The organism is Nonomuraea sediminis (genome assembly GCF_018531495.1).
Taxonomy (GTDB): domain Bacteria; phylum Actinomycetota; class Actinomycetes; order Streptosporangiales; family Streptosporangiaceae; genus Nonomuraea; species Nonomuraea sediminis.
The window spans coordinates 358,336-370,913 of the sequence record NZ_JAHDTI010000004.1 but is presented as its reverse complement, the minus strand read 5'-3'; the positions used below and the strand labels follow the sequence as shown (position 1 = coordinate 370,913).

The following is a 12,578-nucleotide window of genomic DNA, read 5'->3' as shown; positions in this document are numbered from 1 at the left end:
TCATCTAGGACTTCTTGGTCCTAGTTTAGGACTATGGACGTGAACAAGCTACCCCAGGGAGATGTCGGGCTGCTCGCCCACGAGGTGGCCCAGGAACTGCTCAACGGCACGGAGCTGGCCAGGATCGCCTACGTGGCCGCCGACGGGACGCCGCGGGTGTTCCCGACGATGTTCCAGTGGACGGGCGAGGAGTGGGTGATGGGGACGTTCCCCAGGAGTGCCAAGATCGCCGCGCTGCGCGCCAGGCCGGAGGTGGCCATCACCGTCGACACGGCCTCGTTCCCGCCGAAGCAGCTGCTGCTGCGCGGCAAGGCCGAGGTCACCGACGTCGAGGGCGTCGTCCCCGAGTACGCGCAGGCCCACTACCGCTACGCGGGTCCCGAGCAGGGCGCCAGGAACATCGCCGAGGTCGACGAGCCGGGCCTGCGGATGGTCAGGATCGCCGTGCGCCCCACCTGGGTGGGCGTGCTCGACTTCCAGACGCGGCTGCCCGGCGGCGCGACGCCCGATGAGTTCGCCCGCCGCGGGAGGTCATAACCGCATGACGACTTTCGCACTGATCCACGGCGGCGGCGGCAGCTCCTACGACTGGCACCTGGTCGAGGACGAGCTGCGCGCCAGAGGCCACGACACCGTGGCGATCGACCTGCCCGTCTCCGATCCCGCGGCGACCCTGTGGGACTACGCGGACGCGGTGGTCAAGGCCACCGGCGACCGCTCCGACCTGGTGGTGGTCGCACACTCCTGGGGCGGCTTCGTCGGCCCGCTGGTCTGCGAGCGCGCCAAGGCCAGGGCCCTGGTCATGCTCACGGCCATGATCCCGGCCCCGGGCGAGGCGCCGGACGACTGGTGGGAGCGCACGGGGTACTCCTCGTCGGAGATCGAGGACGAGATCGAGCTGTTCATGCACGACGTCCCGCGCGACCTGACGGAGGCGGTGCTCGCCCACGACAAAGCGGTGTCCGAGGGCATGAACATGGACCGGGCGGGACGCGAGCCCTGGCCGCTGGCGGCCTGGCCGGACGTGCCGACGCGCTACCTGCTCTGCCGCGACGACCGATTCTTCCCGCCCGCCTTCGTGCGCGGGCTGGTCAGGGACCGGCTCGGCATCACGCCCGACGAGGTGCCCGGCAGCCACATGGCGATGCTGTCGCACCCGCGTGAGCTGGCCGATTACCTGGTGAGCATCCTCACATAGCACTCCATGAACGGATGGACTATCTTTTGAACTGACCGGTCAGTTCAAGAGATGGAGCCGCAGTGATCGTCGCCAAGGGCCTAACGGTCGAGGGGGTGTACCCCGCGATCTCGCTCGAAGCGGGCAAGGGCACGCTTACCGTGGTCGCCGGCCAGACGGGCAGCGGGCGCACCAGCCTGCTGCTCACGCTGGCCGGGCGGATGAAGCCCACCGGCGGCACGCTGAGCGTCGCCGGGCACACCCGCCCGCACGCGATCCGCCGCGTCGCCTCCCTCGCGCTGGTCGACGGCGTCACCGATCCCGACCGCTCGCTCACGGTCGCCGAGCACCTGCGCGAACGCCGGCGCAAGCCGTACACGCAGGCGCTGAAGGCTGCCGGCCTGGACCTCGACCCGCGCACGCTCGCCCGCGAGCTCGACAGGGAGCAGCAGGTACGGCTGGGCGTCGCGATGGCGTTGCTGGACGAGCCCGCCGTGATCGTGGCCGACAACCTCGACGCCGGGCTGCCCGACGGGCACCAGGACAGGCTCTGGACCATGCTCCGCGAACTGACCGCCAAGGGCTACACCGTGGCCGCCTCCTGTGTGCAGGCCCCGGACCGGTTCGACCACCTCGTGGAGTTGTGATGAAGGGCATGCTGCGTTCCCGGCTGACGCGGGCGGCGCTGGCGGCGGTGGTCGTGCTGCCGCTGCTGTACGCGGGGCTGTACCTCTGGTCGTTCTGGAACCCGCAGGGCAACCTGGACAGGCTGCCGGTGGCGCTGGTCATGGAGGACCGGCCGTCGGGCGACCTGCACGCAGGCCAGGACCTGGCCGACGAGCTGGAGTCCCGCAGGATCTTCGGCTGGCACCGGGTCAGCGCGCAGGAGGCCGTCGACGGGGTGCGCGACGGCAGCTTCTACCTCTCGCTCACCATCCCCTCCGACTTCAGCACCAGGCTGGCCTCGCCGTCGGAGAAGGGGACGCCCAACCCGGCGCAGCTGGGACTGCAGGTCGACACCGGGCGCAGCTACATCATGGGCACGATCTCCGACTCGGTGTTCAACGAGGTCAAGGCGGCCGCCGCACGCACCGCGATCCACGGCTACTTCGACAACGTCTTCGTCTCCATCGGCGACATCCACGACAAGACCACCCAGGCCGCCGACGGCGCCGGCAAGCTGCACAACGGCGCGCTCAAGGCGGGCGACGGCGTCTCCAGGCTCAACGACGGCCTCGGCACCGCCGAGAACGGCGCGCAGCAGCTCTCGACCGGCCTGAGCACCGCGGGCTCCGCGACCGGCAGGCTGCACGACGGCTCCACCCAGGTCACCAACGGCATCGGCAAGGCGCGCGACGCGATCGGCACGCTCAACGACGGCATGGCCAAGCTCGAGCGCGGCACCGGCAAGCTGTCCGACGGCGCGAACCAGGCCTACCGGCAGGTGCACGCGCAGATCGGCGCGGTCGACCAGCTCGCCGACAGGTACGTGCCCGTGCTGAACGAGTACGGCCCGCGGATCGCCGACGACGCCGAGGCCCTGGCCCAGCTCGCCGACCAGGTCGACGGCAACCCCGAGCTGGCCGCCAAGGCCCGCGAGGTGGCGGCCACCGCGCGCAGGATCGCCGAGGTGGCGCCCGGGCTCGGCGACAAGGTGGACGGGGTGCGCGGCAAGGTCGACCAGCTCGACGAGGGCCTGGCCAAGCTGGCGGACGGCGCCTCGGCGCTCGACGCGGGCGTCACCAAGGCGGGCCACGGCACGGCCAAGCTCTACCAGGCCTCCAACAAGCTCTACAACGGCTCGCAGCAGGTCACCGACGGCATCGGCAAGCTCGGCGGCGGCCTGGTCAAGCTCGGCGACGGCGCCAGCCAGCTGTACTCGGGCGTCGACAAGCTGCACAACGGCGCGGGCAAGGTCGACAGGGGCATGAACCAGCTCGCCAAGGGCTCGGCCGACCTGGCCGACGGGCTCGGCGACGGCGCCAAGCAGATCCCGGCCTACTCCGCCCAGGAGCGCGACGCCCGCTCCGACATGATGAGCGACCCGGTACGGCTGGCCAAGTCGGTGGACAACGCGGTGCCCAACTACGGGACCGGGTTCGCCCCGTTCTTCCTCCCCCTGGCACTGTGGGTGGGCGCGATGATCGCCTACATGGTGCTCAAGCCGCTCAACCAGCGCAGGCTCGCGGGCACCTCGGGGGCGCTCGGGATCGCGCTGTCGGGCTGGCTGCCCGCCGTCGGGCTGGGCGCCGCGCAGGTCGGCGTGCTGCTGGCGGTGCTGCGGTTCGGGCTCGGGCTCGAGGCCGAGCACTGGGCCGGGGTGGCGGGGCTCCTGCTGCTGGCCGTGGCCGCGTTCCTGGCCATCGTTCAGGCGGTCAACGCGCTGCTCGGCCCGCCCGGACGGGTGGTCGCGCTGGCGCTGCTGATGCTCCAGCTGACCTCTGCGGCGGGGACCTACCCGATCGAGACGTCGCCCGGCTTCTTCCAGACGATCTCGCCGTGGCTACCGATGAGCTGGGTGGTGTCGGCGCTGCGCCGCCTGATCAGCGGTGGCGATCCGACCGTGGTGTGGCAGGCTTGCGGGGTGCTGTCGGCCTTCCTCCTCCTCGGGCTCGCACTCACCACGCTCGCCGTGGAGCGCAGCCGTACCTGGTCCATCAAGCGCCTGCACCCGGAGCTGGCCCTGTGAGAGAGCGCAGCGACCGAACCGCGGAGTCGGGCCGATGACCAGAGAGGACACCCGGCTGAAGGTGTTCGGGGCGGCCGTCGAGCTGATCGCCGAGCAGGGGTACTCGGCGACGACCGTCGACGCCATCGCCGAGCGGGCCGGGGTGGCCAAGGGGACCGTGTTCTACAACTTCGGCAGCAAGGAGGGCCTGTTCTCCGAGCTGCTCGAGCACTCGATCGGCAGGCTGGCCGGCGCGCTGTCCTCGGCCGCCGTCGGCGAGACCGCGCTCGAGGCGCTCGACGGCGTGGTGCTCGGTCAGCTGCGCTTCTTCGAGGAGTACGGGCCGTTCGCCCGCGTGCTGCTGGCCGAGATGTGGCACACGGCCTGGCAGGAGGCCGTGGCCCGGCTGCGCGAGCGGGTTCTCGGGGTGTACGCCGGGGTGCTGCGGAGGGCGGCGGAGAACGGCGAGATCAGGGCGGACCTGGACGTGGAGACCGCGGCCACGGCCGTGTTCGGGATGGTGCTGACGGTCTCCATCGAGCACCGGGTGCTGCACCCCGACCGGCCGCTGACCGACGTGCACGCCACGCTCGTCGACCTGATGCACGGCCGCCTGCGCTAATCGGGACATGTAATATCCCCTTTTATGCGGATCGGTGAAGGGGTTGAGTGGGGGCTGCACTGCTGCCTCACGCTGGCCTGGCTTGACGACGAGCCCGTCTCGACGGCGAAGTTCGCCACGCTCTTCGAGCTACCGCCCGCCTACCTGAAGAAGCGGCTGCAGGCGCTCGTACGCGCCGGGATCCTCGTCTCCACCCCGGGCGCCAAGGGCGGATTCCTGCTGGCCAGGCCGCCGGAGCAGATCACCCTGATGGACGTCGTGGCCGCGGTCGAGGGGCCCGACGAGGCGTTCCGCTGCACCGAGATCCGGCAGAACGGGGTCGCGCGCACCGAGGAGTTCGACCGCCCGTGCGGCGTCGCCACCGCGATGCGCAAGGCGGAGCTGGCCTGGCGGCGCGAGCTGGCCGCCCAGACGGTCGCCGACCTCGTCGCTTCCGCGCCCGCCGGGGCGGCCGCGCGCATGCGGCAGCGCCACGCCCGCCTCACCTGACCTCCCAACGCTTCCGCTCTTCCACTTTCCCCACCCAACGCTTCCACTCTTCCTCTTTTCCCCACCCAACACTTCCGCGCTCCTGCCCTGACCTCCACCCCAACGCTCCCGCCCTTCCTCTCTTCACCTCCACCCCAACGCTTTTGCTCTTCCTGCTCTTTTGTCTTTGGATCTTGCCTGGAAGGAATCGAGACATTGAACATCCCGATTCGCACGCTGGCCGTCGGCACCTTCGCGGTCGGGACCGACGCCTTCGTGGTGGCCGGGTTCCTGCCCGCGATGGCCGCCTCGCTCGACGTCTCCCCCGCGGCGGCCGGGCAGTCGGTGACCGTGTTCGCCGCGGCCTACGCGGTCGGCTCGCCGGTGCTGGCCACGCTGACCGCCAGGCTCCCGCGGCGCACGCTGCTCGTCAGCGCGCTGGCCGTACTCGGCCTGGCCAACCTGGGCTCCGCGCTCGCCCCCGACCTGGCCGTGCTGATGATCACCAGGGTGCTGGCGGCACTCGGCGCGGCGGCCTACACACCGAACGCGGGCGCCGTGAGCGCCTCCCTGGCCGGCCCGGAACAGCGGGCCAGGGCGCTGTCGGTAGTTGTGGGCGGGCTGACGATCGCCACCGCGCTGGGCGTGCCGCTGGGCGGCCTGGCAGGTCAGCTGCTCGGCTGGCGGGCCGCGCTCGGCCTGGTGGCGGCGGTCTGCCTGCTGGTCGCGCTCGGCGTCAGGGCCGTCCTGCCGCCGCTCCCCGGCCACCCCCGCGTGCCCCTCCGCACCCGTCTGGGCGCGCTCAAACGGCCAGGGGTGCTCCCGGTCCTGGCCCTGACCGTCCTGGGCATGGCGGCCGGCTACACGGCCTACGCCTACAGCGCACCCGCCCTGGCCGCGGTCGGCATCGCCTCGCCCGCCCCGATGCTCTTCCTGTACGGCGTGGGCGCCGTCGTCGGCAACCTCGCCGCGGGCCGCGCGACCGACCGATGGAACGCCTCGCTGGTCCTCCGCTCCGGCTACACCCTGATGGCCGCCTCCCTGGCCGCGCTCGCCCTCCTCGCCGCCACGGGCGCCACCGCCCCCGCCCTGGTCGGCGCCCTGATGGCGGCCTGGGGCGCGAGCAGTTGGTGCCAGACCCCTCCCCAGCAGCACCGCCTGATCGACATCGCCCCCGACGAGGCTCCGTTGCTGGTCTCGCTCAACTCCTCCTGCATCTACCTCGGCATCGGCCTGGGCACCGCGCTGGGCGCCTTCACACTGCCCTCCGGCTTCCCCACCGTCTTCGCCGCCGGCGCCGCGCTCGCCGTACTGGCCATCCCCCTGACAGCGGCGAGAACCCGATGATCAGGCCCTGATCGGCAGGTCGTAGACGCGGCGGACGCTGCTGCCCAGCTTGCCCACGTTCGCGCCGTAGACGTGCAGGGAGACGCCCACCTCCGAGCTGGTGTTCTCGACCTTGTGGATGTCGCCGGGCGGGGCGAAGCCGCTGACCTCGCCGGGCATGTTGGCGGCCCGCCCGATCTCCACGAGGTGGTCGCCCATGTCCCGGTAGAGGGTCTCGTACTCGATGCCGGACAGGATCCCGAACGCGCACCACGACACGTGATCGTGGATGACCGTGCCCTGGCCGGGCCGCCACACGACCGACACGATCGAGAAGTCGTCCTGACAGTAGAGAGGCTTGGAGACGTACCCGTCGGGCGAACCCTGGAGCTCCTCCTCGGTCAGGATGTCCTTTCCAGGCAGCCCGGCGCGCAGCAGGTCCGCCACCGCGAAAGCCGTCTCCCGCAGGGGCATCCGCCTGGACGCGATCCGATTGATGTCCGTGACGAGCTGGTCCAGTCCGGGACGCACGATCGTTTCCATGGTTTCCCCCTAGGGAATAGAGCAATTTCCTCTTCCCCTTCTACGGTGCTCCATCCGGATCGATAGGTCCAACAGAAGTCTTTTGGCCTATTCATAGATACGCTTGATAAATGCTCGATGTTGTGCGGCTTCGCGTCCTCGTCACCGTGGCCAGACGCGGCTCCCTCACCGCGGCGGCCAAGGAGCTGCACTACTCCCAGCCGTCCGTCAGCCACCACCTGGCCCGCCTGGAGGCCGAGACGGGCGCCAAACTGATCCAGCGGGCCGGACGCGGCATCCGCCTCACGGAGGCGGGCAAGCTGCTCGCCGAGCGCGGCGCGGAGATCATCGGCCGCCTCGACGCCGCCTCCGAGGAGCTCGCCGCGCACGTCGGCCTCAGGTCGGGCCGCGTACGGCTGGCCGCCTTCCCCTCCGCGCTCGGCACCTTCGTCCCCGGCGCCGTGACGTGCCTGGCCAGGTCGCACCCGGGGCTGCGGATCAACCTGACGGAGACCGAGCCGCCGGAGGCGATGCGGCTGCTGAGGGCGGGCCGCGTGGACGTGGCCGTGGTCTTCCGCTACGACGACACCGCGCCGGAAGACGGCGACATCCAGCTGATCCCGCTCTTCGACGACCCCAGCTACCTGCTGTCCGACACCCCGCCAGGGGAGCTGTGGGAGCACGCGGACTCGCCGTGGATCGCCGGGTGCGACCGCTGCAGGAGCCACCTGCTCGAGGTCTGCGGCGAGGCGGGGTTCGAGCCGCGGATCTCCTTCACCAGCGACGACATCGTGGCCGTGCAGGCGCTGGTGGCCGCGGGCATGGGCCTGACGCTGCTGCCGGGCCTGGCGCTGAGCGCCCACCGCAACCCGCACGTGCACGCGCGCGAGGTCCCCGGCTCGACCAGGCACGTCTACGCCGCCGTGTACGGTGACCCGCCCCACCCGCCGCCCACCCAGGTCCTGCTGTCGGCGCTGCGTGCGGCCGTCCCCGCGCAAAACCCTCTGGCATCCGCACCGCCACGTTCCTAAGCTGGACGACATGCCCAGCCCCAGCACGCTGGCGCTCTTCTGCGCCGCCACCCTCGCCCTGCTCCTCGTGCCCGGTCCCGCGGTCCTGTTCATCGTCACCCGCAGCGTCGCCCAAGGCAGAGCCGCGGGCCTGATCTCGGTGCTCGGCGTGCACGCCGGCTCGCTGGTGCACGTGGTGGCCGCCGCGCTGGGCATCAGCGCGCTGCTGGCCGCCTCCGCGACCGCGTTCACCATCGTCAAGTACGCCGGCGTCGCCTACCTGGTCTACCTGGGCGTCCGCAAGCTCATGCGCGGCAAGCCGATCGAGGAGCCGCTGGAGCTGGAGGTCAAGTCGAACAGGCGCATCCTCAGCGAGGGTTTCGTCGTCAACATCCTCAACCCCAAGACCGCCATCTTCTTCATGGCGTTCCTGCCCCAGTTCACCAACCCCGCGGCGGGCCACGTCTGGGCGCAGATGCTCGTCCTCGGCCTGATCTTCACCGCGCTCGGCATGGTGACCGACGGCTCCTACGCCTTCATGTCCTCGGCCGTGGCGGGTCGCTTCCGCCACTCGACCACCGCCCGCCGCCGCCTCGACATCGGCAGCGGCCTGGTCTACCTCGGTCTCGGCGCCTTCCTGGCCACCTCGAAATAGTCCGCGGACCAACGGCATGAAAGGTCGTGCCACGGGGTGGAGGTCGGTGGGATAGTGAGGTAGTGGCGGACACCGTCCCTCTGGCCGCGGACACAGCGCTCGACGAGCTTTCCGATCGCCTGGACGCGTCCGGCGACTTCGCCGGCCTGATCGCCTCCGTCACCCCGCTGGTCGCCGACTTCCCCGACAGGCGCCGCCTGTGCGGATACCTCGGCTGGTTCGCCGACCGGGCCGCGGTCGCGGGGGCGGCCGACGCCGCCGTGGCGCTGGCCGCGCTGGCCGTGGAGGTCCTGGAGGAGCTGGGCACCGACCGGGTGCGGCTGGGCATGGCGCTCGCCACACTCGGCAGGCTCGAGTACGAGCGCGACGCCCCCGACCTCGAACCGCTGGAGCGCGCCGCCGACCTGTGCGACGACATGGACGAGCCGGTCGTCGCCGCCACCGTCTACGCGCATCTGGGCGCCACGCTCGCCGCGCTCGGTCGGCCGAAGGACGCGCTGGCCGCCATCTCCTGGTCGCTGGCCGAGCAGGAACGGGTGCTCATCGCGCGGCCCGACCTGCGGCCCGCGCTGCTGCCCCTGCGCGCGGAGGCCGACCGCGTGCGCGGGCTGGTGCTGCGCGAGCTCGGCCGCGGCAGGGAGGCCATGGACTACCTGGCCAGGGCCATCGAGTCCGCCACCCCGCACACCCCCGCCCAGCGCGTACGGCTGGCCGAGGCGGCCGCCGCCGTGGTGGACGACCTGCTGGCCGAGGGCCGCCCCGAGGAGGCCACGCCGTACGCGGAGGCCGCCATCGAAGCCCTGGCGCCCCCGGAATGCCCGTTGCGCGAACCCGAGGACCAGGAGGACCCGGACGACCCGGCACCGGACGAGCCCGTGGCGGCGCGGGTGGCGCTGGCCAGGCAGCGCCTGGTGCGGTGCCACCTGATGCGCGGCGAGCTGGAGGCGGCCAACCCGCTCATCGAGGAGCTCATCACGCTGGCCAGGCGGCGCCCGGACGAGCCGACCTTCCGCGCGGTGCTGGCCGACTCGCTGGCCCAGAGCGCCGAGCTGCTGCCGCTGCTCGGCCTGGACGACGGGCCGCGGGCGGAGTCGCGGGCCAGGGAGTCGATCGCGATCTACGACGAGCTGCTGGCGGCCGGGGTGGACGCCGAGGGCGTGCACACGGGCAGGTCGGCGGCGGGGCTGGCGTTGGCGTGCGCGCTGGAGCTGCGCGGCGCCTACGCCGAGGCGGTCGAGCCGCTGCGCGAGGCGGTGTCCACGCTGGAGCGCTTCGCGCCACGTAACCGGGCGCTGAACTCCTACCTGGCCAGGGCGCTGCTCATGCTGGGCGACGCGCTGGTCGAGGCCGACCAGGCCATGGAGGCCACGCTGGTACTGCGCCGCGCCACCCAGGTGGAGAGCGAGCTGCTCACGAGGAAGCCGCGGTAGCGGTCTGCTTGGCCCAGCGGTAGTCGGCCTTGCCGGCGGGCGACCGTACCATCTCCTCGACGAAGGCGTAGGTGCGCGGGACCTTGTAGCTCGACAGGAGCTCCCTGCAGTGCGCGTCCAGTTCGGCGGCGGTGACCTCGGCCCCGGGCCGGGGTTCGACGACGGCCGCGACCCTGGCCCCCCAGCGCTCGTCCGGTATCCCGGTGACGACCGCGTCGAACACGCCGGGGTGTCCCTTGAGCACGGCCTCCACCTCCTCGGGAAAGACCTTCTCGCCGCCGGTGTTGATGCACTGCGAGCCGCGCCCGAACACGTTGACCGTGCCGTCGGCGTCGACGGTCGCCAGGTCGCCGGTCAGCAGCCAGCGGGTGCCCTCGGCGTCGGTGACGAACGTGCGGGCGGTCTTGTCCGGGTCGTTGTAGTAGCCGAACGCGATCCTGCCCGCCTTGGCCACGGTGCCCAGCTGGCCTTCGCCGACGGGCTTGAGGGTCTCGTCCAGCACGGCCAGGCGCGAGGTCGCGTTCGGCTGGTAGCGCAGCCCCTTCTCCGGCGAGGACCCGGCCACGCCCGAGGCGGTGTACCCGGACTCGGTCGAGCCGAAGTTGTCGAGGATCATCACGTTCGGCAGCAGCTCCTGCAGCCGCTCGCGCACCGAGCCGGACAGGATCGCGCCGGTCGAGCCCACCACGAACAGCGACGACAGGTCGTAGGAGCCCGTCTCGAGCGCCTCCGCCAGGGGCCTGGCCATCGCGTCGCCGGTGATGGTGATCGTATTGACCCGCTCGCGCTCGATCGTGCGCCACACCTCGTCGGCCTCGAACTTGCGCACCAGGACCATGGTGGAGCCCATCCACCACGCGATGAACGTGGCCATCTGCGCCGCGCCGTGCATCAGCGGCGGCGCCGCCATCATGATCATCGGATTGGCCTTGGCCGCCTCGTCGATCACCTCCTGCGGGGTCGCGCGCGGCTCGCCGTACGGGTTGCCGCCGCCGAAGGCCATGAACAGGTCCTCGCTGTGCCACATCGCGCCCTTGGGCATGCCCGTGGTGCCGCCGGTGTAGATGATGTACACGTCCTGCCCTGACCGCTCGGCGAAGCCGCGGCCCGCCGTACCGCTCTCCAGGGCCTGCGCGTACGGCACGGCCGCGGCGATGGCCGACCGGCCGCCCACCGAGACCAGGTGGACCCCTTCGGGCACGACGGCGGCCACCCTGGCGTCGAACTCCACGTCGTAGACCAGCGCCACCAGGTCGGAGTCCTGGTAGAGGTAGCGCAGCTCGGCCTCGACGTAGCGGTAGTTGACGTTGATCGGCACGGCGCGCAGCTTGAGCGCGGCCAGGTGGGTCGCCAGGTACTCGATCCCGTTGTAGAGCTGGATCCCCACGTGGCCGCCCGGCCCGACACCCAGGCTCTCCAGGTGGTGGGCCACGCGGTTGGCCTCGGCGTCCAGCTCGGCGTAGGTCCGCCTCTCGGCGCCGCAGACGACCGCCACGCGGTCGCCGATCGCCTCGGCGAGGCCCTCGAACAGGTCGGCGTGGTTGAACTCCATCAGGGCTTCTCCCGTCCCACGACCCACATCGCGAAGAACTGCGCCCCGCCGCCGTAGGCGTGGCCGAGCGCCCGCCGTGCCCCGTCCACCTGGTGCTCGCCCGCCATGCCGCGCACCTGCAGCGCCGCCTCGGCGAAGCGGATCAGGCCGGAGGCGCCGATCGGGTTGGACGACAGCACGCCGCCGGAGGCGTTCCACGGGATGTCGCCGTCCAGCGCGGTCGCGCCGGACTCGGTGAGCTTCCAGCCCTCGCCCTCGGCCGCGAAGCCCAGGTTCTCCAGCCACATCGGCTCGTACCAGGAGAACGGCACGTACACCTCGGCCGCGTCGATCTGCCGCCGCGGGTCGGCGATGCCGGCCTGCCGGTAGACGTCGGCGGCGCAGTCCTTGCCGGCCTGCGGGTTCACCGTGTCGCGATCGGCGCGGAAGATCGGCTCGGAGCGCATCGCGGTGCCGTGCACCCAGGCGGGCGTGCCCGTCGCGTACTTCTCCGACGACAGGACCATCGCGCAGGCGCCGTCGCTGGACGGGCACGTCTCCAGGTAGCGAATCGGCTCCCACAGCATCGGCGTCGACTCGACCATCTCGCGGCTGATGCCGGGGATCTTCAGGTGCGCGTAGGGGTTCTTCAGCGCGTTCTGCCGGTCCTTGACGGCCACCAGCGTCCCGATGTGGTCGGGGGCGCCCGACCTGCGCATGTACTCCCTGATGTGCGGGGCGAAGTACCCGCCCGCGCCCACCACCAGCGAGGAGTTGAACGGCAGGTGCGTCGACAGCGCCCAGGTCGCGTTGGACTCCGACTGCTTCTCGAAGGCCACCACCAGCACCCTGTCGTGCACGCCGCCCTGGATCAGCGAGGCCCCGACCAGCGCCGTCGAGCCGCCGACGCTGCCGGCGGTGTGCACGCGCATCATCGGCTTGCCCGCCGCGCCCAGCGCGTCGGCCAGGTACGCCTCGGGCATCATCACGCCCTCGAACAGGTCGGGCGCCTTGCCGATCACGACGGCGTCGATGTCCTTGAACGTCAGCCCGGCGTCCTCCAGCGCGCGGATCGCCGCCTCGCGGACGAGCCCGGCGATGGAGACGTCACGCCGCTTGGTCGTGTAGTAGGTCTGACCCACGCCGATGACGGCACACCGGTTGCCCAT

General features: G+C 71.6%; 13 protein-coding genes. 10 read left to right on the top strand and 3 right to left on the bottom strand.

Translation table 11 applies throughout. The features are described 5' to 3' along the window. The first annotated feature begins 33 nt into the window (after positions 1-33). The 7 genes from KIK09_RS21535 to KIK09_RS21505 all read left to right on the top strand — a co-directional run bounded on the left by KIK09_RS21535 (position 34) and on the right by KIK09_RS21505 (position 6,282). Positions 34-537 carry a pyridoxamine 5'-phosphate oxidase family protein gene (locus KIK09_RS21535; protein WP_214321067.1) on the top strand — a complete coding sequence of 168 codons (504 nt, stop codon included), beginning with the start codon at positions 34-36 and terminating at the stop codon, positions 535-537. A 4-nt stretch (positions 538-541) separates the two neighbouring features. Further along, positions 542-1,198 (top strand): alpha/beta fold hydrolase, encoded by a 657-nt coding sequence (locus KIK09_RS21530; RefSeq protein ID WP_214321066.1) that lies wholly within the window; start codon positions 542-544, stop codon positions 1,196-1,198. Positions 1,199-1,260: 62 nt separating this feature from the next. After that, on the top strand, positions 1,261-1,824 hold the full coding sequence (locus KIK09_RS21525) for an ATP-binding cassette domain-containing protein (RefSeq protein WP_214321065.1): 564 nt from the start codon (positions 1,261-1,263) through the stop codon (positions 1,822-1,824). Continuing rightward, positions 1,824-3,866: a YhgE/Pip domain-containing protein gene (locus tag KIK09_RS21520; protein ID WP_214321064.1), complete on the top strand. Its 2,043-nt coding sequence runs from the start codon at positions 1,824-1,826 to the stop codon at positions 3,864-3,866. Before KIK09_RS21525 ends, KIK09_RS21520 begins: the two co-directional genes overlap by 1 nt. 34 nt (positions 3,867-3,900) lie before the next feature. After that, the gene (locus KIK09_RS21515; protein ID WP_214321063.1) at positions 3,901-4,467 is read left to right on the top strand and encodes a TetR/AcrR family transcriptional regulator; all 567 of its coding nucleotides are present in this window, start codon (positions 3,901-3,903) and stop codon (positions 4,465-4,467) included. A 24-nt stretch (positions 4,468-4,491) separates the two neighbouring features. Beyond that, positions 4,492-4,956, top strand: a complete 465-nt coding sequence (locus KIK09_RS21510) for an RrF2 family transcriptional regulator (protein ID WP_214321062.1) — start codon at positions 4,492-4,494, stop codon at positions 4,954-4,956. Between the two features lie 195 nt (positions 4,957-5,151). After that, a complete protein-coding gene (locus tag KIK09_RS21505) occupies positions 5,152-6,282 on the top strand; it encodes an MFS transporter (protein ID WP_214321061.1) in 1,131 nt (376 codons plus the stop codon). Here the strand turns inward: KIK09_RS21505 and KIK09_RS21500 are convergent, their stop codons facing one another. After that, complete coding sequence (locus tag KIK09_RS21500; protein WP_214321060.1) at positions 6,283-6,804, bottom strand: cysteine dioxygenase family protein; 522 nt, start codon at positions 6,802-6,804, stop codon at positions 6,283-6,285. A 110-nt stretch (positions 6,805-6,914) separates the two neighbouring features. Here KIK09_RS21500 and KIK09_RS21495 point away from each other — a divergent pair, with 110 nt between their 5' ends. The 3 genes from KIK09_RS21495 (at position 6,915) to KIK09_RS21485 (ending at position 9,878) form a co-directional block, all read left to right on the top strand. Beyond that, positions 6,915-7,814, top strand: a complete 900-nt coding sequence (locus KIK09_RS21495; RefSeq protein WP_214321059.1) for a LysR family transcriptional regulator — start codon at positions 6,915-6,917, stop codon at positions 7,812-7,814. Between the two features lie 10 nt (positions 7,815-7,824). Further along, the gene (locus tag KIK09_RS21490) at positions 7,825-8,448 is read left to right on the top strand and encodes a LysE family translocator (RefSeq protein WP_214321058.1); all 624 of its coding nucleotides are present in this window, start codon (positions 7,825-7,827) and stop codon (positions 8,446-8,448) included. A 62-nt stretch (positions 8,449-8,510) separates the two neighbouring features. After that, the gene (locus KIK09_RS21485) at positions 8,511-9,878 is read left to right on the top strand and encodes a tetratricopeptide repeat protein (protein ID WP_214321057.1); all 1,368 of its coding nucleotides are present in this window, start codon (positions 8,511-8,513) and stop codon (positions 9,876-9,878) included. Here KIK09_RS21485 and KIK09_RS21480 read toward each other — a convergent pair. Both KIK09_RS21480 and KIK09_RS21475 read right to left on the bottom strand, forming a co-directional pair. Next, a complete protein-coding gene (locus KIK09_RS21480; protein ID WP_214321056.1) occupies positions 9,859-11,430 on the bottom strand; it encodes an acyl-CoA synthetase in 1,572 nt (523 codons plus the stop codon). The genes KIK09_RS21485 and KIK09_RS21480 overlap by 20 nt on opposite strands. Beyond that, positions 11,430-12,578, bottom strand: coding sequence for a thiolase family protein (locus KIK09_RS21475; RefSeq protein WP_214321055.1), 1,149 nt, complete (start codon positions 12,576-12,578; stop codon positions 11,430-11,432). The genes KIK09_RS21480 and KIK09_RS21475 overlap by 1 nt, the downstream gene beginning before the upstream one ends.

What these genes read in the sequence shown, in the direction of transcription:
- KIK09_RS21490 (WP_214321058.1), top strand. Translation starts at nt 7,825, where the DNA reads ATGCCCAGCCCCAGCACGCTGGCGCTCTTCTGCGCCGCCACCCTCGCC.
- KIK09_RS21530 (WP_214321066.1), top strand. Translation starts at nt 542, where the DNA reads ATGACGACTTTCGCACTGATCCACGGCGGCGGCGGCAGCTCCTACGAC.
- KIK09_RS21475 (WP_214321055.1), bottom strand. Translation starts at nt 12,578, where the DNA reads ATGGGCAACCGGTGTGCCGTCATCGGCGTGGGTCAGACCTACTACACG.
- KIK09_RS21515 (WP_214321063.1), top strand. Translation starts at nt 3,901, where the DNA reads ATGACCAGAGAGGACACCCGGCTGAAGGTGTTCGGGGCGGCCGTCGAG.
- KIK09_RS21495 (WP_214321059.1), top strand. Translation starts at nt 6,915, where the DNA reads ATGCTCGATGTTGTGCGGCTTCGCGTCCTCGTCACCGTGGCCAGACGC.
- KIK09_RS21480 (WP_214321056.1), bottom strand. Translation starts at nt 11,430, where the DNA reads ATGGAGTTCAACCACGCCGACCTGTTCGAGGGCCTCGCCGAGGCGATC.
- KIK09_RS21520 (WP_214321064.1), top strand. Translation starts at nt 1,824, where the DNA reads ATGAAGGGCATGCTGCGTTCCCGGCTGACGCGGGCGGCGCTGGCGGCG.
- KIK09_RS21500 (WP_214321060.1), bottom strand. Translation starts at nt 6,804, where the DNA reads ATGGAAACGATCGTGCGTCCCGGACTGGACCAGCTCGTCACGGACATC.
- KIK09_RS21510 (WP_214321062.1), top strand. Translation starts at nt 4,492, where the DNA reads ATGCGGATCGGTGAAGGGGTTGAGTGGGGGCTGCACTGCTGCCTCACG.
- KIK09_RS21535 (WP_214321067.1), top strand. Translation starts at nt 34, where the DNA reads ATGGACGTGAACAAGCTACCCCAGGGAGATGTCGGGCTGCTCGCCCAC.